Annotated in this window: 23 protein-coding genes and 1 tRNA gene; 9 read left to right on the plus strand and 15 right to left on the minus strand. The window is 67.6% G+C overall.

The genetic code is table 11. From position 1 onward, the window contains the following. Positions 1-64: 64 nt before the first annotated feature. From ACF8LI_RS25030 to ACF8LI_RS25050, 5 genes are all read left to right on the plus strand, one after another. A complete protein-coding gene (locus ACF8LI_RS25030; RefSeq protein WP_016451038.1) occupies positions 65-946 on the plus strand; it encodes an EamA family transporter in 882 nt (293 codons plus the stop codon). Positions 947-960: 14 nt separating this feature from the next. Beyond that, complete coding sequence (locus ACF8LI_RS25035) at positions 961-1,815, plus strand: DUF429 domain-containing protein (protein ID WP_203400989.1); 855 nt, start codon at positions 961-963, stop codon at positions 1,813-1,815. Positions 1,816-1,857: 42 nt separating this feature from the next. Then, positions 1,858-2,502, plus strand: a complete 645-nt coding sequence (locus ACF8LI_RS25040) for a LysE family translocator (RefSeq protein ID WP_016445686.1) — start codon at positions 1,858-1,860, stop codon at positions 2,500-2,502. 97 nt (positions 2,503-2,599) lie between these two features. Then, a complete protein-coding gene (locus ACF8LI_RS25045; protein ID WP_244387864.1) occupies positions 2,600-3,625 on the plus strand; it encodes an AraC family transcriptional regulator in 1,026 nt (341 codons plus the stop codon). Positions 3,626-3,767: 142 nt separating this feature from the next. Continuing rightward, a complete protein-coding gene (locus tag ACF8LI_RS25050; RefSeq protein ID WP_016445688.1) occupies positions 3,768-4,781 on the plus strand; it encodes a tripartite tricarboxylate transporter substrate binding protein in 1,014 nt (337 codons plus the stop codon). Here the strand turns inward: ACF8LI_RS25050 and ACF8LI_RS25055 are convergent. The 6 genes from ACF8LI_RS25055 to ACF8LI_RS25080 form a co-directional block, all read right to left on the minus strand. Then, positions 4,768-6,219, minus strand: a complete 1,452-nt coding sequence (locus ACF8LI_RS25055) for an amidase (protein ID WP_392413481.1) — start codon at positions 6,217-6,219, stop codon at positions 4,768-4,770. The two genes, ACF8LI_RS25050 and ACF8LI_RS25055, sit on opposite strands and share 14 nt — an antisense overlap. Before the next feature lie 100 nt (positions 6,220-6,319). Beyond that, positions 6,320-7,813, minus strand: coding sequence for an ABC transporter substrate-binding protein (locus tag ACF8LI_RS25060; protein WP_016451042.1), 1,494 nt, complete (start codon positions 7,811-7,813; stop codon positions 6,320-6,322). A gap of 136 nt (positions 7,814-7,949) precedes the next feature. After that, positions 7,950-8,792 carry an ATP-binding cassette domain-containing protein gene (locus tag ACF8LI_RS25065; protein WP_016445691.1) on the minus strand — a complete coding sequence of 281 codons (843 nt, stop codon included), beginning with the start codon at positions 8,790-8,792 and terminating at the stop codon, positions 7,950-7,952. Then, positions 8,789-9,844, minus strand: coding sequence for an ABC transporter ATP-binding protein (locus tag ACF8LI_RS25070; protein WP_074921104.1), 1,056 nt, complete (start codon positions 9,842-9,844; stop codon positions 8,789-8,791). Before ACF8LI_RS25070 ends, ACF8LI_RS25065 begins: the two co-directional genes overlap by 4 nt. 15 nt (positions 9,845-9,859) lie before the next feature. Next, positions 9,860-10,777 carry an ABC transporter permease gene (locus tag ACF8LI_RS25075; RefSeq protein ID WP_016445693.1) on the minus strand — a complete coding sequence of 306 codons (918 nt, stop codon included), beginning with the start codon at positions 10,775-10,777 and terminating at the stop codon, positions 9,860-9,862. Continuing rightward, entirely contained in the window at positions 10,774-11,736 is a 963-nt protein-coding gene (locus ACF8LI_RS25080; protein WP_016445694.1) for an ABC transporter permease, read from the minus strand. The genes ACF8LI_RS25075 and ACF8LI_RS25080 overlap by 4 nt, the downstream gene beginning before the upstream one ends. Before the next feature lie 290 nt (positions 11,737-12,026). On the opposite strand from ACF8LI_RS25080, the gene ACF8LI_RS25085 reads away from it, so the two are divergent. Next, entirely contained in the window at positions 12,027-12,290 is a 264-nt protein-coding gene (locus ACF8LI_RS25085) for a YfhL family 4Fe-4S dicluster ferredoxin (protein WP_016445695.1), read from the plus strand. A 4-nt stretch (positions 12,291-12,294) separates the two neighbouring features. On the opposite strand, the gene pth is transcribed toward ACF8LI_RS25085, so the two are convergent. The 7 genes from pth to ACF8LI_RS25120 form a co-directional block, all read right to left on the minus strand. Further along, positions 12,295-12,918 carry an aminoacyl-tRNA hydrolase gene (gene pth / locus ACF8LI_RS25090; RefSeq protein ID WP_016445696.1) on the minus strand — a complete coding sequence of 208 codons (624 nt, stop codon included), beginning with the start codon at positions 12,916-12,918 and terminating at the stop codon, positions 12,295-12,297. A gap of 124 nt (positions 12,919-13,042) precedes the next feature. Continuing rightward, positions 13,043-13,672: a 50S ribosomal protein L25/general stress protein Ctc gene (locus ACF8LI_RS25095; RefSeq protein WP_016445697.1), complete on the minus strand. Its 630-nt coding sequence runs from the start codon at positions 13,670-13,672 to the stop codon at positions 13,043-13,045. Between the two features lie 172 nt (positions 13,673-13,844). Then, positions 13,845-14,804, minus strand: coding sequence for a ribose-phosphate pyrophosphokinase (locus ACF8LI_RS25100; RefSeq protein ID WP_026063011.1), 960 nt, complete (start codon positions 14,802-14,804; stop codon positions 13,845-13,847). A gap of 44 nt (positions 14,805-14,848) precedes the next feature. Next, a tRNA-Gln gene (locus ACF8LI_RS25105) sits at positions 14,849-14,925 on the minus strand. Positions 14,926-14,954: 29 nt separating this feature from the next. Continuing rightward, the gene (ispE, locus tag ACF8LI_RS25110; RefSeq protein ID WP_017405119.1) at positions 14,955-15,818 is read right to left on the minus strand and encodes a 4-(cytidine 5'-diphospho)-2-C-methyl-D-erythritol kinase; all 864 of its coding nucleotides are present in this window, start codon (positions 15,816-15,818) and stop codon (positions 14,955-14,957) included. Positions 15,819-15,890: 72 nt separating this feature from the next. Next, positions 15,891-16,403 carry an outer membrane lipoprotein LolB gene (locus tag ACF8LI_RS25115; RefSeq protein ID WP_046240494.1) on the minus strand — a complete coding sequence of 171 codons (513 nt, stop codon included), beginning with the start codon at positions 16,401-16,403 and terminating at the stop codon, positions 15,891-15,893. A 56-nt stretch (positions 16,404-16,459) separates the two neighbouring features. Further along, positions 16,460-18,247 carry a tetratricopeptide repeat protein gene (locus tag ACF8LI_RS25120; protein WP_392413480.1) on the minus strand — a complete coding sequence of 596 codons (1,788 nt, stop codon included), beginning with the start codon at positions 18,245-18,247 and terminating at the stop codon, positions 16,460-16,462. A 62-nt stretch (positions 18,248-18,309) separates the two neighbouring features. Between ACF8LI_RS25120 and mutM the strand changes: the two genes are divergently transcribed. The 3 genes from mutM to mutY all read left to right on the plus strand — a co-directional run bounded on the left by mutM (position 18,310) and on the right by mutY (position 22,548). Next, positions 18,310-19,137 carry a bifunctional DNA-formamidopyrimidine glycosylase/DNA-(apurinic or apyrimidinic site) lyase gene (gene mutM, locus ACF8LI_RS25125; RefSeq protein ID WP_016445702.1) on the plus strand — a complete coding sequence of 276 codons (828 nt, stop codon included), beginning with the start codon at positions 18,310-18,312 and terminating at the stop codon, positions 19,135-19,137. Positions 19,138-19,475: 338 nt separating this feature from the next. Then, the gene (locus ACF8LI_RS25130; protein WP_017405122.1) at positions 19,476-21,473 is read left to right on the plus strand and encodes a dynamin family protein; all 1,998 of its coding nucleotides are present in this window, start codon (positions 19,476-19,478) and stop codon (positions 21,471-21,473) included. Between the two features lie 4 nt (positions 21,474-21,477). Next, positions 21,478-22,548, plus strand: a complete 1,071-nt coding sequence (gene mutY, locus ACF8LI_RS25135) for an A/G-specific adenine glycosylase (RefSeq protein ID WP_017405123.1) — start codon at positions 21,478-21,480, stop codon at positions 22,546-22,548. Between the two features lie 22 nt (positions 22,549-22,570). On the opposite strand, the gene ACF8LI_RS25140 is transcribed toward mutY, so the two are convergent. Both ACF8LI_RS25140 and creD read right to left on the minus strand, forming a co-directional pair. After that, a complete protein-coding gene (locus ACF8LI_RS25140) occupies positions 22,571-22,831 on the minus strand; it encodes a hypothetical protein (RefSeq protein WP_016445705.1) in 261 nt (86 codons plus the stop codon). Further along, positions 22,828-24,261, minus strand: a complete 1,434-nt coding sequence (gene creD, locus ACF8LI_RS25145; protein WP_016445706.1) for a cell envelope integrity protein CreD — start codon at positions 24,259-24,261, stop codon at positions 22,828-22,830. Before creD ends, ACF8LI_RS25140 begins: the two co-directional genes overlap by 4 nt. Positions 24,262-24,333 lie beyond the last annotated feature (72 nt).

Raw genomic sequence — 24,333 nt, forward strand, 5'->3', positions numbered from 1 at the left:
AGGCTGCGCAGTGCGCGGCCTTTTTTCTTTCCCGCGCCACGCCCCGCTTTCCCCGGACCTGCCCATGTCGCTGCAAGCCTTTGCCCTGATCATCATTGCCGGCCTCATCCATGCCGGCTGGAACATCGTGGCCAAGAAGGCGGGCGGTGATTCGCGCTTTGCCTTCTTCACCTCGGTCATCATGATGGTGATCTGGGCGCCGCTAGGCTGGTGGGTGGGGCGCGATGTGGTGCCCACATGGGGCCGCAACGAATGGCTGGTGGTGCTGGCCAGCGGCCTGCTGCACGTGGCCTACTACGTGACCTTGCTGCGTGGCTACCGCAGCGCGGACCTCACCGTGGTCTATCCGCTGGCGCGCGGCTCGGGGCCGCTGCTGTCGTCCATGGTGGCCATCCTCTTTCTGGGTGAGCGGATTTCCTCGTTGGGCGTGCTGGGCATTGCCGGCGTGGTGGTCGGCGTCTTCCTGATCGCGGGAGGCCCCGGCCTGCTGCGCGCGCGCCATGATCCCGAAGCCCGCGAACGGCTCAGGATGGGCCTGTGGTACGGCCTGCTGACGGGCGCCTTCATCGCCAGCTACACCGTGGTGGACGGCTATGGCGTGAAGCTGCTGCTGATGTCGCCCATCCTCATCGACTACATGGGCAACTTCGTGCGCGTGTTCCTGCTGGCGCCCGTGGTGCTGCGCGACCTGCCCACGGCCCGGCATCTGTGGCGCGCGCAGTGGCGCTTCGCGGCCCTGGTGGCGCTGATCAGCCCCATCGCCTACGTGCTGGTGCTCTACGCCATGCAGGATGCGCCCATGTCGCACGTGGCGCCTGCGCGCGAAGTCTCCATGCTGTTCGCGGCGCTGATCGGCGGGCACATGCTGCGCGAAGGCGATCGCCTGGCACGCATTGCGGGCGCCGTGTGCATTGCCGTCGGTGTGACGGCGCTGGGCCTGGGCTGAGCACCATGGCGGCAATGCGGGTACTGGGCTGCGATTTCAGCAGCCGACCTACGGCGCGCAAGCCCATCACCATGGCCCTGGGCCGCCTGCTGGCTGGGGACACGGTGGTCCTGCAGGATTTGCTGGAGTTCGCCTCGCTGGACGCATGGGCCGCCTGGCTGGCCCGGCCTGCCGATTCGGCGCAGTCGGCCTGGGTGGGCGGTTTCGACCTGCCTTTTGCCCTGCCGCGCGAACTGGTGGAGCAGCTGGGCTGGCCCACGGAATGGGCGGCCTGCATGGACCACTACGCCGGCCTCACGCGCCAGGCCATACGCGAGCAGTTCAAGGCCTTTTGCGCGGCGCGGCCCGCAGGCGGAAAGTTCGCGCACCGGGCCACGGAAGGGCCTGCCGGTGCCAGCCCTTCCATGAAATGGGTGAACCCGCCCGTGGCCTACATGCTGCATGCCGGGCTGCCCTTGCTGCGCGCGGCCGGCGTGCACCTGCCAGGCCTGCAGCCTCCCGGCAAAGGCGATGCGCGCCGCGTGGCGCTGGAAGCCTACCCGGGCATGCTGGCGCGCGCCGTGATCGGCCGCCTCAGCTACAAAAGCGACGAACCCGCACGGCAAACGCCCGAACGCCATCAGGCGCGCGTGCAATTGCTGGCGGCGCTGGAGCGCGGCGACAACCCGCTGGCGTTGCGCCTGCGTATCGACGCCGAAGAAACCCGCAACCAGTTGCTGGCGGACGGCAGCGGAGACCGGCTGGACGCCGCAATCTGCATGCTGCAGGCCGCCTGGGCCGCGGCCCGCCATGCGCAGGGCGATGCGCTCTACGGGTTGCCGCACGACCTGGACCCGCTGGAAGGCTGGATCGTCACGGCCCAGGCCTGATCTGCGCCGCACTGAAATACTCGAATCGGGAAGAGACAAGCGATGCCCACCTTTGAAACCTTGCTGGCCTTTTTCGGCGTGGCCGTGCTGCTGGGCCTGAGCCCGGGGCCTGACAACCTGTTCGTGCTCATGCAATCGGCCCAGCGCGGCTGGCGCGTGGGCCTGTGCGTGGTACTGGGCCTGTGCCTGGGGCTGGTGGTGCATACGGCGGCGGTTGCGCTGGGTTTGGCGGCACTGGTGGCTGCGTCGCCCCTGCTGTTCACCGCCATCAAGCTGTGCGGCGCCGCCTACCTGGCCTGGCTGGCCTGGGGTGCGCTGCGCGCCGTGGCCCGGCCGGGCGAGATGCCGCAGGCCGGCGCAGCCGACCCGCTGACCCCCGCACGGGCGCTGCGCTGGGTGGGGCGTGGCGTGGTGATGAACCTCACCAACCCCAAGGTGCTGATCTTCTTCCTGGCCTTTCTGCCGCAGTTCGCGGACCCCGCGCGCGGCGGCGTGGCCACGCAGGTGATGGTGCTGGGCTGCGTGTTCATGCTGGCGGCGCTGCTGGTGTTCGGTGCCATCGCATGCTGCTCGGGCTGGTTCGGCGTGCTGCTGCAGCGATCCGTGCGTGCGCAGAACTGGCTCAACCGCGTGGCCGGGCTGGTGTTCCTGGGCATGGCGGTGCGGCTGGCGCTGGTGCAGCGCTAGGGCCTGTTCACACTAATGCGGGGCCGTGGCACAGTCCCTCCATGCTTTTTCGCTCACGCCCCTTGGCGCCATGAGCAGCGGCGTCCTCATCCAACCCATGCCACAGACCACGGCCCACACCATTGCCATTGCCCAGGTCCTGCAGATCGTGCAGGGCGTGCAGCGCAATGGCATGGATGTGCCAGCCATCCTGCGCCGCGCCGGCATTGCGCCTGCTCTGCTGGATGCGCCGCTGTCGCGCGTGACCCAGGCGCAGTACGCGGCGCTGATCCGCGTGCTGCGCCGCGTCTGCCGCGACGAGCTGTGGGGCCTGTGCCGCCATCCGCTGCCCGTGGGCAGTTTTGCCCAGGCCTGCCGCACCATGCTGCCCTGCCGCACGCTGGGCGAGGCATTGCAGGCCGGGCTGCGTTTCTACCGCCTGGTGCTGCGCGACTTCGCGCCCCGGCTGCAGGTCGTGGACGGCGTGGCCCGCATCGCCATGGTGTCGCTGCGCGAGCGCGATGCGCCGCTGGCCTATGCCGAGCGGTCCTTCTGCTTTCTGGGCTATGGCGTCATGTCGTGGCTGGTGTCGCGCAGGATAGAGCTGACGGGCGTGTGCGCGCCGGCCGGCGCCAGCATGCCGTATGGCACGGAGGCGCAGCGCCTGTTCCTGGCGCCGCTGCAGCGCGACCGCGACTTCACGGGGCTGGAGTTCGATGCGCGTTGGCTGGAGCTGCCCGTGGTGCAGACCCCTGAGAGCCTGGCCGAATTCCTGGACCAGGCGGCCACGGGCCTGGTCATCCGCTACCGCGACCGCACGCGCCTGGGCGAGCGCATCCGCCGCCTGCTGCGCCGCGATCTGGCGGGCGAGCTGCCTTCGCTGGAGCAGGTCGGCGCCGCGCTGTCCATGACGCCGCAGACGCTGCGCCGCCGCCTGCGCGACGAAGGCCTGGGTTTCCAATCTCTCAAGGACGACCTGCGCCGCGACGCGGCCATCGAGCTGCTGAACCGGCCGGAGCTGACGCTGGCCGATATCGCCGCGCGCGTGGGGTTTGCCGAGGCCAGCACCTTCCACCGCGCCTTCAAGGGCTGGACCGGCCTGCCGCCGGGCGCCTACCGGCAGGCCCAGCATCGCGGCCGCTGATCTTTTTTGCCAATCATTTTGAGACGATCGGCGATTGGTGGCTGAAGGCCTGGTGGCCACACTGTCCATGGACCCTGCCACTGCGGCAGGGCACACCGCCCCGCCAACGAGGGCGGAGCACCGAAGGACAAGGAGACAAGCCATGGAATCGAGCCGACGCGGCTGCCTGCGGGCGGCGCTGGCATGCGCTGCCAGCGCCTCACTGGGTGCCGCCCTGGGAACGGCATCGCCGATCGCCTTTGCACAGCCGGCAGGCGGTGCCTACCCGTCCAAGCCGCTGCGCATGGTGATTCCCTACCCGGCAGGCGGCGGCACCGACATCATCGGGCGCATCATTGCCCAGCAACTGAGCCAGGCCTGGGGCCAGCCCGTGGTGGTGGAGAACCGGCCGGGCTCCAGCGGCATCATCGGCGGCGACGTGGTGGCCAAGTCGCCGCCAGACGGCTACACGCTGCTGCTGGGGATCACGGCCATGATCCAGTCGCCTGCGCTGTACGCCAGGATGCCCTATGACGTGCTCAAGGACTTTGCCCCCGTATCGCAGGTGGCCCTGTCCTCGGACCTGTTCGTGGTGCCGCGCGACGTGCCGGCCACGACGCTGCAGGAGTTCATCGCCCTGGTCAAGGCCCATCCGGGCAAGTACAGCAACGGCAACTACGGCAACGGCACCTCCTCGCACATGCATGGCGAGCTGCTGCGCGCCAGGGCCGGGCTGGACCTGGCGCTGATTCCCTACAAGGGCGCGGCGCCGCTGGTCAACGACGTGCTGGGCGGGCAGCTGTCGTCGGGCTTCATCGATGTGTCCTCGGCCAATGCGCACCTGAAGTCGGACAAGATCCGCATCCTGGCCATCACCGGCATGCAGCGCCACCCGGCGCTGCCCGAGGTGCCCACGTTTGCCGAGCTGGGCCTGGCCGGCTTCGAGGCCAATGGCTGGTTCGCCACCTTCGTGGCGGCGGGAACGCCCCGGCCCATCGTGGACCGGCTCTCGGCGGAGGTGCGGCGCATCGTGGCCACGCCCGAACTCAGCGGCCGCCTGGCCTCCATGGGCCTGCGCCCGGTGGGCGGCACGCCCGAGGAATTGGCCTCCGTCATGGCGCGCGACATGCCGCGCTGGGCGCGCATCGTGAAGGAGGCGGGAATCAGGCTGGAGTAGCCGATGCAGTCTGCGCCCGGTCCTGGCCCGACTGAACGGGCTGTGGCCAGGCGGGCTGGGGTGGGCGCAACTGCTCCAGCACCCGGCTGAGCCGGAGCACGCCCAGGTCGTCGAACCGGCGGCCTGCGATCTGCACGCCTATGGGCAGCTGCCCGTCATGCCCGCAGGGCACGGATGCGGCGGGCTGTTCGGACATGTTGTAGGGCACGGTAAAGGCAATGTGCTCCAGCGGCCGCAGCGGGTCGTTGGTGGGGCTGGGCAGGTGGGCCGGGAAAGCCGTGATCGGCGCCACGGGCGACAGCACGTAGTCGTAGGCCGCCGTGGCACGCACCGTGGCCGTGCGCAGAAGGTGCGACTGCTGGCTGGCCACGAACAGCTGCGTGGATGTCAGTGGCGCGGCACTGTCGGCCCATTCGCGGATGAAGGGCAGGATCACGCGGCGCTGCGCGTCCGTCAGCGACTGGATTTCCACATGCGATCGCATGCGCCAGAAATGGTCGAGGCCGTCGAGCATGTCGCGGGTGAGCCAGGGCTCGATGCGCTCGATGTGCGCGCCGGCCGATTCCAGCCAGGCCGCAGCCTGCTCCACCACGGCGCGCACGCGGGGCTGCAGGGGCAGGCCGCAGCCGGCATCCAGCAGCAGGCCTATGCGAAGGCCGCGCACCTGGGCAGGGTCCATGTCGAAGCTGTCCCATGCAATCTCCTGGTGCGGCAGGCCCATGCTGTCGCGTGCATCGGGCAGGGACAGCACCTGCATCATCAGCGCGGCGTCGGCCACGCTGCGGGTCATGGGACCTGCGCAGCGGCCGGTGTAGGGCGGGTCGATGGGCACGCGGCCCAGGCTGGGCTTGAGGCCGAAGATGCCGCACCAGCCCGCCGGCAGGCGGATGGAGCCGCCGATGTCCGTGCCCACGTGCAGCGGCCCGTAGCCGGCCGCCGCAGCGGCGCCCGCACCGGCGCTGGAGCCGCCCGGCGTCTTGTCCGGATCCCAGGGGTTGAAGGTGTTGCCGTGCAGCGAGGACAGGCCGGACGACAGCATGCCGTAGTCGGGCATGGTGGTCTTGGCGAAAAGGATGGCGCCTGCCTCGCGCAGGCGTGCAGCGGGTGGGGCATCCAGCGGGGCCGCGACCTGCGGCATGGCGGCCGTGCCCACGGGCGTGGGATCGCCGCGCGTGGCGATGTTGTCCTTGACCGTGGCGGGAACGCCGTCGAGCAGGCCGGCCGGCTCGCCACGCAGCCAGCGGGCCTCGCTCTCGCGGGCCCGGGCCAGGGCGGCCTCGGGGCGCAGCAGGTAGGTGGCGTGCAGGGCCGGCTCCCAGCGCTGCACATGGGCCAGCAGGTCGTGCATGACCTCGACGGGCGAGAGGCTGCGGTCCCGGTAGGCGCGCAGCAGCGCATGGGCGGGCAGGTCGTGCAGGGCCTGTGTCGTTCCAGTCATCGCGGCTTCCTCGAAGATGGCGGTTCTTGCGGCAGATCTGGCGCAGTGTGGCCCGGTGCCACCGGCGCGCCTGTCGCCTGTGGCTCAGCCTGTGCGCGGTTCAGGTGGCCCAGGACAGTGCGGAGAGATCGTTGACGAAGACGGGCATGTCCTTCCACAGTCCGCGCAGGTTCTTGTTGGCCACGGTGACCCATTGGGGCGTGTAGAGGAAGGCGTGCACGCAATCCTGGGCCAGCAGGCGCTGCGCATCGCCCAGCAGGCGCGAGCGGTCGGCGGGGCGCGAGGCGTTCTTGATCTTGTCGTACAGCTCGTTGAACTGGGGCGACTGGTAGCCCCAGTAGTAGTCGGGCTTGGCGAAGTTGCCCAGGTCGAAGGGCTCGACATGGGAGATCAGCGTCAGGTCGTAGTTCTTGAGCGTGTAGGTGCCCGACAGCCACTGTGCCCATTCGACGTTCTGCAGCTTGGCTCGGATGCCGATCTTGGCTAGCTGCGCGGCAATCACCTCGCCGCCCTGGCGCGCGTAGGGCGTGGGCGGTAGGGTCATGGTCAGCTCCAGCGGCGTCTTGACGCCGGCCTCGGCCAGCAGCGCCTTGGCCTTTTCCACGTCGAAGGGGTTGATGCCCGTGGTGTCCACGTAGCCGAAGGCCGTGGGCACGTAGTAGCTGCCAATGGGCAGGCCGTAGCCGTCGCCCGCGCCGTCGATGACGGCCTTGCGGTCGATGGCGGCGGCGATGGCGCGGCGCACCCGCGCATCGTTCAAGGGCTTGCGCGCGTTGTTCATGGCCAGGATGGTCTTGGCCCGCGAGCCGCTGACCACGACCTGGAAGCGCCCGTTGGCCTTGAACTGGGCCACGCTGCGCGGCGTGACGCGCGGGAAGGCGTCGACATCGCCGGCCAGCAGTGCGGCCACCTGGGCTGCAGGGTCGGAGATGAAGCGGAAGGTGGCACGGCGAATGCGCAGGCCGGGGGCCGTGCGGTACCGGGGCCAGGCCGTGAGCGTGACCGAGGCGCCCTTGTTCCAGTTGCCCAGCTGGTAGGGGCCCGTGCCCACGGGGCGCGTGGCGTTGGTGGCAGCGCTCTTGGGCTCCACGATGATGGAGGTCGCCTGCCCCAGCACGAAGAGGAAGTCGGGGTCGATGTCCTTGTTGGTGACGACCACCGTGTGGTCATCCACCACGCGCGTGGACAGGGCGGCGAAGGTGCGCTTGTCCTTGTTGGTGCTCTTGTCGTCGCCCGCGCGGTCGAAGGAGTACTTCACGCTGTGGGCGTTGCAGGGCTCGCCGTTCTGGAAACTCACACCCTTGCGCAGGCGGAAGGTGTAGGTCTTGAGGTCGGGCGAGACCTCCCAGCTTTCGGCCAGCAGCGGGGAGACGCTGCCGTCCGGATTGATCTTGGTCAGCGTCTCGAACAGGTTGTAGAGCACGATCTCGCCAATGGACGATGCGGCACCGGCCGTGGGGTCCAGCCCCGGCGGCTCCAGCGTCATCGCCAGCGTGACACTGTCCTTGCGGCCCTGGGCCAGCGCAGGCCAGGGCATCAGCAGGGGCAGGCCGGCAGCAGCGGAGCTGGCCAGCAGGGAACGGCGATTGAACATGAACAGGTCTCCGGAAATTCTTGCAGATGGGTCATGGGCCGCTGGCTGCGGCCTGCAGCAGTGTTTTTACACCAGGGCGCGCGTGCGCGTGGCCATGAGGGCCCGGTCCGCGCCGGTGGTTGTCAGCTTTCGGCTTTCAGGCGCGGTGCTGCAGGGCAATGCGTGGCACGGCCCGTACCAGGGCCTGGGTGTAGGGATGCTGCGGGGCGTGGAACAGTTGCTGCGGAGCCCCGCGCTCGACGATGCGGCCTTCGCTCAGCACGATGGCGTCGTCGCACAGGTGCTGGACCACGGCCAGGTCGTGGCTGATGAACAGGTAGGACAGGCCCAGCTGCTGCTGCAGATCGCGCAGCAGGTTCAGTACCTGGGCCTGCACCGAGACGTCGAGGGCGCTCACGGGCTCATCGGCCACGATGAGGCGGGGTCGCGTGACCAGGGCGCGTGCAATGGCGATGCGCTGGCGCTGGCCGCCCGAGAATTCATGCGGGTACTTGTCCAGGTCCTGCACGCGCAGCCCGACCTGCTCCAGCGTGGCGCGGGCCAGGTCGCGCCGGGCTGCGCGCTCGGGCGGTGCAGGCTGGGCGGTCAGGGGCTCGCAGACGATGTGTTCCACCGTCATGCGCGGGTCCAGCGAACCGTAGGGGTCCTGGAACACCATCTGGAAATCGCGGCGCGCCATGCGCAGGGCCTGGTTGCCGAGCCGGTGCAGATCCTGGCCCAGCAGCTGCACGCTGCCGGCGCTGGGCGTGTCCAGCGCCATGACCAGGCGTGCCAGCGTGGACTTGCCGGAGCCCGACTCGCCCACCACGCCCAGGCTGCGCCCCGCCGTCAGCGTGAAATCCACGCCGCGCAGCGCATGCACCTGCTCCGGCGCGCGCCACAACGAGCGGCGTGGCAGACGGTAGCTGCGGGCCAGGTCCGTCACCTGCAGCAGGGGCGGATCGGCAGCGGCCGGTGCCTGGCGGTCGTGCTCCGTCATGTGCTGCGGCCCTGCGTATGCATGCCCGGCGCAATGGCCTCGGAGCGCAGGCAGCGCACCACATGCGGCTGTGCCCAGGCCTGCAGGGCAGTGGGCGTGGGCCGCTGCGGGCGCTCCAGGACCAGGGCGCGCGGGCGCTCGCTGTGGCAGGTGGGCTCGGTATAGCTGCAGCGGCCCGCGAAGGCGCAGCCGGCTGGCAGGTCCACCAGCTCGGGCACGGTGCCGGCAATGGTGGGCAACCGCGCCGGCGGCTGGTGGCCTGGTCCCGAAGGCTCCAGCTGCGGCCTGGCGGCGAACAGGCCGCGCGTGTAGGGATGGGCGCGGCGCGCGAAGATGGCCTCGGTCATGCCGCTTTCGACCACGGTGCCGCCGTACATCACCTGCAGCTGCTCCACGTTTTGCGCGATCACTCCCAGATCGTGCGAGATCAGCAGCAAGGCCATGGAGTGCTCGGCCACCAGTTCCTGCAGCAGATCCAGGATTTGCTGCTGCACGGTCACGTCCAGCGCCGTGGTAGGTTCGTCGGCGATCAGCAGGTCGGGCCCGCAAGCCAGGGCCATGGCGATGGTGATGCGCTGGCGCTGGCCGCCCGAGAACTGGTGCGGATAGTCGTCAAAGCGCTGGGCTGCGCGGGCAATGCCCACGCGCTCCAACAGGGCGACTGCGCGCTCGCGCGCGGCCTGGCGGCCCAGGCGCTGGTGGTGGCGCAGCGGCTCGGCCACCTGGCGGCCGATGCCGTGCACGGGGTTGAGGGCCGTCATGGGCTCCTGAAACACCATGGCCATGCGGTTGCCGCGCAGGCGGCACAGCGCGCGCTCGTCCATGTCCAGCAGCTCCTGGCCGTTGAGCCGGATGCTGCCGTCCACCTGCGCATGCTCCGGCAGCAGGCCCATCAGCGCCAGGGCGGTCAGCGACTTGCCGCAGCCCGACTCGCCGATCAGGCCCAGCGTGGCGCCGCGCTCCAGGATGAATTCCAGGTTCTGCACGGCACGCGCGCGGCCGCGCGGGGTCTGCAAGGTGATGGTGAGGCCGGAGACTTCGAGCAGGGGCATGGGCGCGTGCCTTCCTCAGCGCTGGCGCGACAGGCGCGGGTCGAGCAGGTCACGCAGCCCGTCGCCCAGCAGGTTGAGCCCGAGCACGGACAGTGCAATGGCCAGGCCCGGCCACACGGCCAGCAGCGGCGCCTGGAACATGAGGGTCTGGGCCTCGCTGAGCATGCGGCCCCAGGAAGCCTGGGGCGGCTGCGTGCCCAGGCCCAGATAGGACAGGGCGGCTTCCGCCAGAATGGCCAGCGCGAACTGTATGGTGGCCTGGACCACCAGCACGGGCAGGATGTTGGGCAGCACATGGCGCCAGGTGATGCTGGCGCGGCCATGGCCGCAGGCGCGTGCAGCCAGCACGTATTCACGTGCCCAGACCGCCTTGGCCGATGCCCGCGTGATGCGCGCAAAGGTGGGAATGTTGAAGATGCCGATGGCAATGATGGCGTTGACGATGCCCGCGCCGAACACGGCCGTGAGCATGATGGCCGATAGCAGCGCAGGAAAGGCGAAACTGAAATCGGCCAGCCGCATGATGGCCTCTTCCACCCAGCCCCGGCAGGCCGCGGCGACCAGTCCCAGCACCACGCCCATCGACAGCCCGATGCCCACGGCGATCACGCCGACCAGGATGGAACTGCGCGCGCCCAGGAACAGCAGCGAGGCCACATCGCGCCCATAGGCATCGGTGCCCAGCCAGTGCAGGCTGCCGGGTGCGGCCAGCTTGGCATCCAGGTCCATGTCGTAGGCCGAGCCCGGCGTCCACCACAAGGACAGCAGCGCGGTGAGCAGCAGCAGCGCGGTCAGCATGGCACCCAGCATGAAGCTGCGGTGGCCCAGCATGCGCCGGCCCAGGCTGGCCGGCCTGCTGAGGGTGACCGCCCGCGTGGGCCGATGGCCCGGTGGCGCAGCGGTCGGCGAAACAGGGTTGCCTGGCTGGCTCATATGTCGCTGGCCTCGATGCGTGGATCAATGGCTGCGTACAGCACATCCACGATGAAGTTGATGACCACCACCATGGCCGCCAGCAGCAGCACGCAGTTGCGCACGACGATGAGGTCGCGGTTGGCGATGGACTGGAAGATCAGCCGGCCCAGGCCCGGCAGGTAGAACACGTTCTCCACCACGATGGTGCCGGCCAGCAACTGGGCAAACTGCAGCCCCATGACCGTGAGCACGGGAATCATGGCATTGCGCAGCACGTGGCCCCAGAGCACGGCGCGGCGCGGCAGGCCCTTGGCGCGGGCCGTGCGCACGAAGTCCTCGCGCAGCACTTCCAGCACGGCCGAGCGCGTGATGCGCGCCAGGATGGCCGCCTGCACCACGGCCAGCGAGATCGCCGGCAGCAGCAGGGCCTGCAGTGCGGGCAGGACGCCGCCGCCATCGGCCTCGCTCCAGCCTGGAAAGCCGCCTGCGGAAAACCATTGCAGCTTCACCGAGAACACCAGGATCAGCAGGATGGCGAACCAGAAATTGGGGATGGCAATGCCGATCTGCGCCAGGCCCATGACGCCCAGGTCGCCCCATCGGTTGTGGCGCGAGGCGGCATAGATGCCCGCTGCCAGGGCCAGCACGGTGGTGATGAGCATGGCCATCACGGCCAGCGGGGCGGTCACTGCCAGGCGCTCCAGCACCAGATCGCTGACCGGTGTGCTGTAGGCGTAGCTCAGTCCCATGTCGCCATGCAGCAGCCCCTGCAGCCACTGCAGGTAGCGCTGCCAGGCTGGCTGGTCCAGTCCCAGCTGCTCGGCCAGCGCCTGCACGGCCTCGGGGGCGGCATCGGGCCCCATCAGCGTCTGGGCCGCATTGCCGGGCAGCACTTCCAGCACGCCGAACACCACGGCCGAGGCGCCCAGCAGCGTGGCTGCCAGCATCAGCAGGCGCTTGAGCAGGAAGACGCTCATGGGCAGTCGGCCTTGGCACGGTGTTGGGCTGTCACGTCGGCGGAATGTGTGTGGGTGGTTCTTGGCGGGCCCGAATGGTAATGCGCACGGCCCATGCGCGCAGCATAGCGGCCTTTGAAGGTGCATCGCTACGTGCCGATCCGGCGCGTATGCTTGCCCGTGCAGCCTTCATGCGTATGAAGGGGGCAGGATAATGGCGCAATGACTGATGCCACCTTGCTGCAAGGCCCGTTCGGGGTGCAAGGGCCTGCCCGGCCCGGAGCGTGGCGTGCGCTTGCGAGGGACCTGCCATGGCTTTGATGATCACCGACGAATGCATCAACTGCGATGTCTGCGAACCCGAGTGCCCCAACGATGCAATCTCCATGGGCGAGGAGTACTACGAGATCGAGCACAGCAAGTGCACGGAATGCGTGGGGCATTTCGATGAACCCCAGTGCGTGCAGATCTGCCCCGTGGCCTGCATTCCCGTGAATCCCGCCCACGTGGAAGACCGCGAGACGCTGATGCAGAAATACCTGCGTCTGCAATCCCAGGCTCCCGCCGCTTCCTGATCGCTCAGCCCTTGTCGCTCTCGGCTGTGGCCGGGCGCACGGGCTTGGGGCGTGGAGGCTTGGTGGTGTGGATCAGCAAGGTCGCCTTGTCCATGTCGCCCGCCTGCAGCTCGGGCCAGGCCTTGAGCGAATGGGCAATGCTGTCCTCGATCAGCTGGCGCTGGTCGGGCGCGGGCTTCTTGAGCACCCAGTTGGCGACTTCGGCCTTGTGCCCCGGGTGGCCTATGCCGATGCGCAGCCGCCAGTAGTCGGCCGAGCCCAGCTGGGCATGGATATCGCGCAGGCCGTTGTGGCCGCCGTGGCTGCCGCCGCGCTTGAGCTTGACCTGGCCTGGGGCGAAGTCCAGTTCGTCATGGACCACGAGGACCTCCTCGGGCTGGATCTTGAAAAAGCGCGCCAGCGCGCCCACCGATTTGCCGGACAGGTTCATGAAGGTCTGCGGCTCGAGCAGCCAGACACTCTCGCCACGCACGCTGGCGCGGGCCATGAGGCCGAAGTAGCTGCGCTCGGGCACCAGGTGGACCTTGAGTTCGCGCGCCAGCGCATCTATCCACCAAAAACCCGCGTTGTGGCGGGTGTCCTCATACTCCGGCCCGGGATTGCCCAGGCCGACAAACAATTTGATCATCGGGCGATTATCTCCATGGCGGCCGCAGCAGGCAGGCGATGGTGTTCACCATGCAAAAGGCCCACGCGAGGTGGGCCTTTTGCAGGTTGCGGCAGCCGCAGCCGCCGCAAGGGAAAGCCAAGAATTACTTCTTGCCCTTCTTTGCCGGAGCGGCCGGAGCCGCTGCGGGAGCTGCGGATGCATCAGGAGCCACTTCGGGCAGCTTGATGGAGATCAGGGCCGGGTTCTTGTTGGAGCCGCGCACCACAGCCTTCACGCCGTTGGGCAGCTTGACGTTCTGCAGGCCCAGGGTCGACTTGGAGGTCAGGCCGCTCAGGTCCACCTTGATGAACTCGGGCAGTTGAGCGGGCATGCACACCACGTCCAGTTCATGGATCAGGGGAGTGATGGTGCAGTTCTCGACCTTGACGGCCTGGGACTGTTCCATGCCCTCGAAGTGCAGCGGCACCTTCAGGTGAACCTTGGTCTTGTCGTCAACGCGCTGGAAGTCCACGTGCAGGATCAGCTGCTTGTAGGGGTGGAATTGCACGTCGCGCAGCACGACCTTGGAGGTCTGGCCGTTGACTTCCATGTCCAGAACGCTGGAATGGAACACTTCCTTCTTCAGGGCGTGCCACAGGGCGTTGTGATCGATCTCGATCAGTTGGGCTTCGGCAGCACCGCCGTAGACGATGCCAGGGGCCTTGCCCGAATTGCGCAGACGGCGGCTCGCACCCGTACCTTGCTTGGCGCGCTCAAAAGCGACGAATTGCATAACTAACTCCTAGATGGATGGACCGCGACCAGCCTCATCCGTTGATAAAAGAACGCCTGCCCCGTGCGGAACAGGCTGCTCTTGCGGTGTCCCGGGATGGTCCTGAAACCATCCCGGAACGCGCAAACCTCCCGAAGGAGGTTTGCTGGTTCAGACCACAGGGGCCGATATTTTATTCGGAGAACAGGCTCAGCACCGAATCGCCGGTGGAAATCCGCTGGATTGTCTGGGCAATCAGGGGGGCCACGGACAGTTGGCGGATCTTGCCGCAAGCCTGGGCTTCGGCGCTCAGAGGAATGGTGTTGGTCACCACGACCTCGTCCAGTGCACTGCCGTTGCCGATGCGCTCGATGGCCGGACCCGAGAAGATCGGGTGCGTGCAATAGGCGTAGACGCTCTTGGCACCACGCTGCTTGAGCACTTCGGCTGCCTTCACCAGGGTGCCGGCGGTGTCGATCATGTCATCCATGATCACGCAGTTGCGGCCGTCGATGTCGCCGATCACGTGCATGACTTCGGAGACGTTGGCCTTGGGGCGGCGCTTGTCGATGATGGCCAGGTCGCAGCCCAGCTGCTTGGCCAGCGCACGGGCACGGACCACGCCACCCACGTCGGGCGAGACAACGATCAGGTCTTCGTAGTTCTTCTGGCGCAGATCGCCCAGCAGCACCGGCGTGGCATAGATGTTGTCCACGGGGATGTCGAAGAAACCCTGGATCTGGTCTGCGTGCAAGTCCATGGTCAGCACGCGCTCGACACCCACGGCCTGCAGCATGTTGGCCACGACCTTGGCCGTGATCGGCACGCGGGTGGAGCGCGGGCGGCGGTCCTGGCGGGCGTAGCCGAAGTAGGGAATCACCGCGCAGATGCGCTCGGCCGATGCACGCTTGAGGGCGTCCACCATGACCAGCAGTTCCATCAGGTTGTCGTTGGTCGGTGCGCAGGTCGATTGCACGACGAAGACGTCGCGCGTACGCACGTTCTGCTTGATCTCGACGGCGACTTCTCCATCGGAGAAGCGACCCACGTCGGCTGCACCCAGCGTGGTGCCGAGGTGCTGAACGATTTCAGCGGCCATGCCAGGATTGGCATTGCCGGTGAAGACCATGATGTCAGGATGATGTGAATGCATTGAGCGCCCCAGTACGATGGGTTTGCCTTGACGCGAAAGACGTTTGGCAGGGGAGGAAGGACTCGAACCCTCGCATGCCGGAATCAAAATCCGGTGCCTTTACCAACTTGGCGACTCCCCTACACAGGCCCTCTGCCGCAGGCAGACAGCCTATAAACTCTCATCTTTGAGCCAATCCTTGAGGGGATGGGCCTGCAGATTCCTGCAAACTCTGACATTCCAGATGCCTGGGGCATTCTCGAAGTCGATTGTTTGCGTCAGTGGTGCAAATACTGCACTTCCCGAGCCCGTCATTCTAGCACGCAGTTTGAAGGACTTGAGCCAATCAATGGCTTTTTTCACTTCAGGCTGCAGCCTTTCGGCGACGGGCTGCAAGTCGTTCTGGCCAAAGCCATAGTGATCTGCAGCAAAGTCGGCGATTGTAGCATGGGCATGATCGCGCTTGAGGTCGGGGGCGCGGAAGATGGACAGGGTTTCCAGTCCCGCCTCGGGCTTGACCACCACGAACCGCTGGGGCGGCAGGGCATGGCTGTGCTCCAGCGGCGTGATGTGCTCGCCTATGCCCTCCACCCAGGCGGAGCTGCCGCACAGAAAGAAGGGCACATCTGCGCCCAGGCCCAGTCCAATGCGCTGCAGTTCGCGCCGGGTCAGGTTCAGTTGCCACAGGCGGTTCAGCGCCATGAGGGTGGATGCCGCATCCGACGATCCTCCGCCCATCCCGGCCTGTGCCGGCAGGCGCTTTTCCACGCCTATGTGCACGCCCTGGCTGCAGCCGGTGGCCTGTTGCAGCGCGCGTGCGGCCCGCATGATGAGGTCGTCGGCAGGAAGGGCCATGCCCGAGAGGTCCTCGCGGCTGACGTTGCCGTCGCCGCGCTTGTCGAAGTGCAGCGTGTCGTGCCAGTCCAGCAGCATGAAGACCGATTGCAGCAGGTGGTAGCCATCGTCTCGGCGGCCGGTGATATGGAGGAACAGGTTGAGCTTGGCCGGAGCCGGCACGTCGTGGAGCGAGCGCATGGGCTGGAGAGGATGAGAGGGATGGAGGCGGGTGCGGCGGGATGGGGGTGCAGAGGGCGCGCCCGGCGCAAATCAGGGTGTGTCGAGCACGATGCGCAGCGCTGCCGGCGGCTGCGGGTCATGGCGCCGGGCGGACAGGCGGCCCTGCTCCATGCGGGAGAGGTCGACCTGCCAGCCGGCGGCTGCGGTGGCCCGGCCCCGCAGCCAGTCGAACAGGGCAGCGATGGGCAGGTCGCTGCCCGTCAGCTCTTGCACCAGCGTGGGCAGCGAGTCCGAGGTCTTGCGGTCCTCGCCTTGCTGCAGGCTGGCCTGTCCTGGCGCCCAGAGCAGGCGCGCCAGCGTCGATCCCAGGGGGGTGAACAGCAGCAACTCGCCGCGCTGGGGGGTGCCCAGCAGCTCGAAGCCTGCGCTGAAGGATTGGTTCTGCGCATCTTCCACCTGCAGCGCCAGTCGGCCCGACCAGTGCCCGGCGGCGGCCGGTGCTGCTGCATCGGCCTGGAGCTGGCGGGGTGGCAGGGCGCAGCCGGCCAGAGTCAGCAGCGCCGTGGCAGCAGCCGTGGCGCACAGCTGCCGGCGGATGAGCATGGGGCGCAAACGATGGGGCACGGGGTGGGGCACGGGGTGGGGCACGGCGCGGCGGCTCAAAGCGAGACGCCCAGGCGGCGCAGGGTGTCGCGCAGCGTGGTGTTGTCGGGGCTGGAGGCCAGGCCCTGGCGCCAGATCTTCTGCGCGCGTTCGCGATCGCCCTTGACCCAGAGCACCTCGCCCAGGTGCGCCGCGATCTCCACGTCGGGGCGGGAGGCGTAGGCGCTTTCAAACAGCTTGAGCGCTTCGTCCAGGTTGCCTTGGCGGAATTTCACCCAGGCCAGGCTGTCGGTGATGAAGGGGTCGCCTGGCGACATCTCCAGCGCCTTGCCCACGAGCTTTTCTGCTTCGTCCAGATGGATGCCGCGCTCGGCGAAGGAGTAGCCCAGCGCGTTGTAGGCATGCTGGAAGTCGGGCCGGCGCGCGATGATGCCGCGCAGCAGCCGCTCCATTTCGTCATGCTTGCCGATGCGCTCCGCGAGCAGGGCCGTGTCGTAGGCCAGTTCGGCGTCTTCGGGGTCCTGTTTTTGCAGCTCGGCCTGCAGCGCATAGGCCTGGGCATTCTGATTGGCGTCGCGCAACAGCTGCACTTCGGCCAGGCGCTTGAGCCGTTGCTGGCTGGGGCCGCTGGCAGGCACGGCTTCGATCAGGGCGCGCGCTTCCTTGAGCTTGCCCTGGCGTGCAAGCAGGCTCGCTCGGCGCGCCTGCACGCTCAGCAGGTTGGGGGCATCGTCGATGCGGCGCAGCAGGGCATCGGCCTCGTCGAACCTGCCTTGCTTTTCAGCGATCTGTGATTGCAGCAGGTAGTACTGGGACTGGCCGGCGCTGCGCGCCACGCCGGCAGGAATCTGCGGCACGAGCTTGCCGAAGCGCTCGGTGGACGCCTGCGCCGCACCCACATCGTTCGTTTGCAGCTGCAGGGCGGCCAGCGTGGCCCAGGCTTCGGCGTAGTCGGGCGAATCCATGGTGATGGAGACCAGTTGCTGCCGGGCCTCGTCCAGGCGCTGCTGACCCAGCAGCACGCGGGCATAGGCCATGCGCATCTGGGCTGACGGGTTCTTGGCCAGGTAGCGCTTGACGATGGGTTCCGCCTCCGGCATGCCGGCTTCCAGCAGCTCCATGGACAGCAGGGCCACGGGTCCTGTGTCGGGCGTCAGCGCCTGGGCCTTTTGCACGGCCTGCATGGCTGCGGCCTTTTGCCCGGCGCCCAGGCGCATGTGGCCGATGGTGGCCCAGGCCAACGGGCCGCTGGCCGGATTGTCGGTTTCGCCGGCCATAGCCTGCTCGACCACATCGGCAGCAAGGGCCTTGTCGCTGGCGTTGTTGTAGAGCTGGGTGATGCCCAGATAGGTGGCAGGCTTGGACGGAGCGGGCGTGGCCTCGATCTCGCGCTTGAGATAGCTGCCGGTATCGGCGATGCGGTTCAGCGCCACCAGGATCTGGAGCACGAAGCGGTTGGCATCGCGTGACTGGGGAAAGGCGTCCAGCCAGGCGCGGGCATTGGCCAGTGCGCGCTCACCGGAGCGCGACTGCAGCGCCAGTTCCGTGCCACGGCGGTACAACTGCTCGCTGCCGCTGGTGCGCGCAGCCTCCATCATCATGGCCTGGGCATCGCCCAGCGCGCCTTCGCTGGCAGCGATTTCGCCGACCAGGATCTCGTAGAACAGTTCGGCGTTGAGCGCTGCGCGCTCCTCTTCGGCAGACGCGGCGGCGGACGATGGAGGTTCCGGGGATTCCGTCTCGATGGTGGCTGCGGTCTTGCCAGGCAGTGCCCAGGCAGTGGCGGAACCCATGGCCAGGGCTGCTGCCACGGCGAGTCCCTGAAGGCGAAGGCGATGATCCATCGAATCATAATAATCGAAGCCTCGGCCCGCATTTCGCACAACCTCAGTACAACCCGGATCGCATGCCCGAATTGCCAGAAGTAGAAGTCACGCGGCGTGCGTTCGCCTCGCAGATCGCCGGAGCGCGCATTGAATCCGTGGCGCTGGGCAAGCCATTGCGCTGGCCTCTGGGCATTGCCCCCGAGCTTCTGACCGGGCGCGAGGTGCACAGCGTGCGCCGGCGCGGCAAGTACCTGCTGATGCAACTGAGCGAAGGCCTGCTCATGCTGCATCTGGGCATGTCGGGCAGCCTGCGTTTCGTGGCGCCGCACGAGTTGCCGCTGGGTCCGGCGGGCGCACATGACCATTTCGATCTGCACACCAGCAAGGGCCAGCTGCGCCTGCACGATCCGCGCCGGTTCGGTGCGGTGATGTATGTGCCGGCCGAGAACGATCCCTGGGCGCGCAGGCTGCTGGACCATCTGGGAATGGAGCCGCTGGATGACAGCTTCCTGTTCGAGACCTTCAAGGCCGGTCTGAAGGCCAGCCGTACGCCCATCAAGCAATTGCTGCTGAGCGGCAGCGTGGTGGTGGGCGTGGGCAATATCTATGCGTCCGAAGTGCTGTTCATGGCACGCATTGCGCCCACGCAGCCGGCCTGCGAGGTGGGGCCGCGCAAGGTGCGCCGGCTGTTCGAGGAGATTCGCCGCGTGCTGGAACTGGCGGTGGAGCAAGGGGGCACGACGCTGCGTGATTTCTCGGCGCCCGACGGCATGGCAGGCCACTTCCAGCTGCAGGCCAAGGTGTATGGCCGCGAGGGCCAGCCCTGCACGCATTGCGGCTCGCCCATACAGCTGCTGCGCCAGGGCCAGCGCAGCACCTACTTTTGCGCGCGGTGTCAGAAAGCGTGAGATTGCCTCAAAAAGAGGAGCGAATTCTCAACGTCTCGTAACGCTTGTGGAGGCCAGTCTGCGCGAGATTCATATCGGGTCTGTGCGGGAAGCTCACATTTCTGAAAAATCACCCCTCAGCCGCGCTGGATTGATGGTGAAATATTGTTTCATTTGTAAATAAACGATGTTTTGCCCTGAATCCCCCCGTTCCAGGAGCCGGCCTTGGGGCGCAGCTGCGGGCAAAACGGGGCGACGGTGCTATATTTTGATGAGAAAAGGCATCACGCTTGCGGCGCAATGTCGAGGCGATCACTAAGCATCGGCAGGCATTGGCGATGCAATGGCGGGGGAAACACGTGGGACCATCATTCAACGAGCAATTCGACCAGCACGGCGCATGGCGCCGTGGCTTTGCGCAGCAATTGCATGCGCTGCGCGAATGGTTGCAGTCCCAGGAGCTGCTGGATGTCGCTGTGCAGGAGCGGCTGCAGCGGCTGGAAGCCCAGGTGCGCGGCGACAAGGTCATGGTGGCCTTCGTGGCCGAGTTCTCCCGCGGCAAGTCCGAGCTGATCAACGCAGTCTTCTTCGCCCACTACGGCCGCCGCCTCATGCCGGCCAGCGCAGGTCGCACCACCATGTGCCCGGCCGAGCTGGGCTGGGAAGCCGAACTGCAGCCCAGCCTGCGCCTGCTGCCCATCGATACGCGCGAATCGCTGGAAAGCCTGGGCCAGTGGCGCGCCCGGCCCGAGGCCTGGCTGCAGCTGCCGCTGGATGTGAACAATGCCCAGCAGATTGCCGACACGCTGGCCAAGGTGGCCGAGGTGCGCAAGGTGTCGGTGGATCTGGCGCGAACCTGGGGCTTCTGGCATGACGATGACCAGGGCGGCAATCCCTTCGTGGATGAGCAGGGCCTGGTGGAGGTGCCCATGTGGCGCCACGCGCTGATCAACATGCCCCATCCCCTGCTCAAGCAGGGGCTGGTCATTCTGGATACGCCCGGCCTGAATGCCGTGGGTGCCGAGCCCGAGCTGACCGTCAACCTCATCCCCCAGGCCCATGCCGTGGTCTTCGTGCTGGCGGCCGATACCGGCGTGACCAAGTCCGACCTGGCCATCTGGCGCGACCATGTGCTGCCGCCCGATGCGGCGTCGGGCCAGCAGGCACTGGCCGATTCGCGTCTGGTGGTGCTCAACAAGATAGATACGCTGTGGGATAGCCTCAGCTCCGCGACGCAGGTGCAGGCCCAACTGCAGCGCCAGCGCCAGGAATCGGCCCAGATGCTGGGCCTGCCTGTGGAGCGGGTGTTGCCCGTGTCGGCACAAAAGGGCCTGGTGGCCAAGGTCTCCGGCAACGAGGCGCTGCTGCAGGCCAGCGGGCTGCCCATGTTCGAGAACATGCTGGCCGAGGGCATCATGGGCCAGCGCCAGAAGGTGCTGCAGACGGCTGTCAGGGCCAATGTGCAGCAGTTGCAGGTCGAGGTGGAGCGCGTGCTCAATATCCGCCGCCGCGACCTGGACGACCAGATGGCCGAGCTGCGCAGCCTGCGCGGCAAGAACGCCAGCGTGATTGCCTCCATGCGCAACCGCATCGAGAGCGAGCAGCGCGATTTCGATGCCAGCGCCGCCAGGATCCAGGCCGTGCGCCTGGTGCACATGCGCATGCTGCGCGACATCTTCCGCCAGCTCGGTTCCAGCGCGCTCAAGCAGGAACTGGTCGATCTCAAGGAGGCGCTGGAGCAGCGCGGCCTGAAGCTGGGCGCGCGCAAGGTCTACGCGGAAACCTTCGAACGCCTGCGCACCGTGGCGACCCGGGCCCAGGCGCAGGCCGGCGAGATCCAGTCCATGCTGGGCGCGACCTTCAAGGAACTCAATGCCGAGTTCGGCTTCTCGCTGCAGGCTCCTGCGCAGCTGGAGCTGACCGAGTTCGGTGGCGACCTGCAGCGCATCGAGGCCAGCTACACCCAGTACCTGGGCCTGGGCCACGCGCTCAGGCGCAGCAATCCCGCGTTTGCCCAGCGGCTGATCAAGGCCCTTGCCATGCGTCTGCGCACGGTCTTCGAGTCTGCGGCCAACGACGTGGACATGTGGAGCAAGTCCGCCACGGCCCAGCTGGATGCCCAATTGAAAGAGCGCAAGCGCAGCTTTGCCCGCCGCATCGAAGCGGTGGACCGCATCCAGAATGCGGCTTCGGGCCTGGTCGAGCGCATTGCCGAAATCGAGGCCGCCGACGAACAGCTCACGGCCTTGCAACTGCAGCTGGGACAGGCCACCATGGAACTGCTGCAACCCCTGTCGCCCACGCCCGCCTTCCCCGGCCTGGCAAAGGCTGCACAGGAAACTTCACTGACTGCTTGATATCTTGACCTTTCCCTCGATTGCCACGCCCGTCGTGCAGTGGCAGGCGTCGCATGGACGCAATCACCTGCCCTGGCAGCAGACGCGCGATCCCTACCGCGTCTGGCTCTCTGAAATCATGCTGCAGCAGACCCAGGTGAGCACCGTGCTGGGCTACTACCAGCGCTTCCTTGATGCCTTTCCCGATGTCGCCAGCCTCGCGGCCGCACCGCAGGATGCCGTGCTGGCGCTGTGGAGCGGCCTGGGCTACTACAGCCGTGCGCGCAACCTGCACCGCTGCGCCCAGGCCGTGGTCCAGGAGTGGGGGGGGGCCTTTCCACGCAGGGCCGAGGATCTGGCCACGCTGCCCGGCATAGGCCGGTCCACGGCCGGCGCCATCGCGTCCTTTTGCTTTTCCGAGCGTGTGCCCATCCTCGATGCCAATGTGCGGCGCGTGCTCACGCGCGTGCTGGCCTTCGATGCCGATCTGGCCGTGGCCAGGAACGAGCGCGAACTGTGGGACCTGGCCCAGCAGCTGTGCCCCACCGAGGACCTGCAGCAGGCCATGCCCCGCTATACCCAGGGCCTGATGGACCTGGGTGCCACCATCTGCACGCCGCGCAAGCCCAGCTGCCTGGTCTGTCCGCTGCAGCCGCAGTGCCGGGCGGCCCGCTTCGGCAATCCCGAAAACTACCCCGTGCGCACGCGCAAGCTCAAGCGCAGTTCCGAGGCCTGGTGGCTGCTGATCGCCGTGGACGGGCAAGGCCGCGTCTGGCTGGAGCGCCGCCCACAGCAGGGCATCTGGGCGGGCCTTTATGCGCCTCCCGTGTTCAATGAACGCGAGGCGCTGGAGCAGGCCGCCGCACGGCACTGGCCCGCCGCACGATCCGCCGACTGGACCGAGCTGCCGGCTTTCCTGCATGTGCTCACCCACCGTGATTTGCATCTGCATCCGGTGCGCGTGCCTGTCCATGGCAGCGGCCCGGATGCTGCCATGGCAGACGGCCAGGGCTGCTGGGCCGATGCCAGGGCCTGGGCCGACATGGGCCTGCCGGCCCCGGTGCGCAAGCTGCTGGATGCGCAGTTTGCGGGCTGAAGCCCAAGGCCGCCGCGTCTTCCTAGAACGTGCGGCGCGGCAGGAGCAGGGCGCAGCGCAGCAGCATCCACGCCAGCCATTGTTCACGTGCGCCCGGCTTGCGCCGTGCGCGTGCGGCGGCCTCGGCAATGTGCAGACGCAGGCTGAACAGGGCCTGGCGGTCGCCCCTTTGCACCGCCTGGTGCCAGGCCTGCTCGCAGCGCTGGCGTTCCAGCGCCTGATCGAGCGGGCTGCGCACGCCGGGCACATCGGCCGTGCCAGGGGTGTCGGTGAGGACGTTCATGGCTGCAGCGCTCCCACGGTTGGGCGGGTGCCTGCGTCTGCATCGCCGCGGTCGCCATCCTGCCGGCCAAAGGCATACCAGTCCACATGCCGTGTGCAGACCATGATCAGGGCCAGCACGGCGAACAGCGCGATGGAGCCCACGATGAGCGCGCTTTGCTCCAGCTGCAGCAGCACATACAGCAGGCCGTAGAGCGAGGCGATTCCCGCAGCAAACGGCAGGCCGCGCTGCAGGCTGCCCAGGATGTGGCTCGCGTAGTAGGCCAGCAGCAGCACGCAGGCCGAGGCAGCAATGCCGTAGGCGCTGGCAAATCCCATGTGCTCCGACAGGCTGATCAGCAGCAGGAAGAAGCTGCACAGCGCCGATCCCACCAGCAGGTACTGGATGGGGTGCACTCGCAATTGCTTGAGCACCTCGAACAGGCCGACGGCCACAAAGGTCAGCACCACGAAGAGCAGGCCGTACTTGGTGGCCCGGTCGCTCAGCGAGTAGGCGTTGATGGGGTCCACGAAGTCGGTGTCCAGCGACTCCAGGCAGGGGCCGCTGCTGGGCGCGTGCGCCGTGGCGGCGTATTCCTCCATGTCGCGGCGGCCTGGCTGGCACAGCGGCTGCTGGTCGGTGAAGGCCTGGCGCGCCGAAGAGGCCAGTGCCGAGAGATTCCAGCTGGCGTTGAATCCCTTGTCGCTGACTTCACGCCGGTTGGGCAGGAAGCTGCCGCCGAACGAGGGGTGGGGCCAATCGGCCGACAGCTGGACCTGGCTGTGGCTGCCCAGCGGCACGAAGGCCAGCTTTTCGGTGCCCACCAGTTCCAGGGCAATCTTCAGCTCAAGGGGCTCGTCCTTCTTGAGCAGGGCAGGCGCCAGCTCCGCCTGCAGGCCTTGCGAGTAGCGTTCCAGCGAGGTGCCGGGTCCCACGTCCAGGCTCTTGCCGCCGGCCTCGATGGTGGCCGAGCGTATGCCGCGCGGATCGGTCAGCGACAGCGCCACGCGCAGTGCGCCGCAGCGCACGGCCTGGTTGGCTGTCGCTTCGATGGACGGCTTTTCCAGGTACTGTGCGGCATGGGTGAAGCTGGCGCTGATGCTGTCCTGCATGGCGTAGGTGCTGACCTGGTGCAGGCCGCGCGAGCGCTCTTCCATGCGTGCCGTTGCCTCATGGCGCAGTTGGTCGGGCAGCAGCATGCGCTGGAACTGGCGCGTGGTCCATTCCGTCTTGCTGCCCTTTTCTATGCCGGTGGTCTCGGTGCAGTTTTGCACCAGCACCGGTCCCATCAGCGTCTGGCGTCCGGCCAGGCTGGCGACCACGCCCTGCACGGCGTTGTCGCGGTTGCGTATGCGGTCGCGCACCACGTCATGTACCAGGCCCAGGCCCAGCATCAAAAGGCCCAGCATGACCAGCAGGGCCACGCCTTTGGCAAGAAGTCGGTTCTTCATTCCACATCCCGTTCGTTGATCGTGGACGCAGTCTGGGCGGGGGCTGTGTGGCCGGAATGAAGTCTGTGAAGT

It is taken from the genome of Delftia sp. WSY_12, assembly GCF_043104645.1.
Taxonomy (GTDB): domain Bacteria; phylum Pseudomonadota; class Gammaproteobacteria; order Burkholderiales; family Burkholderiaceae_C; genus Comamonas; species Comamonas tsuruhatensis.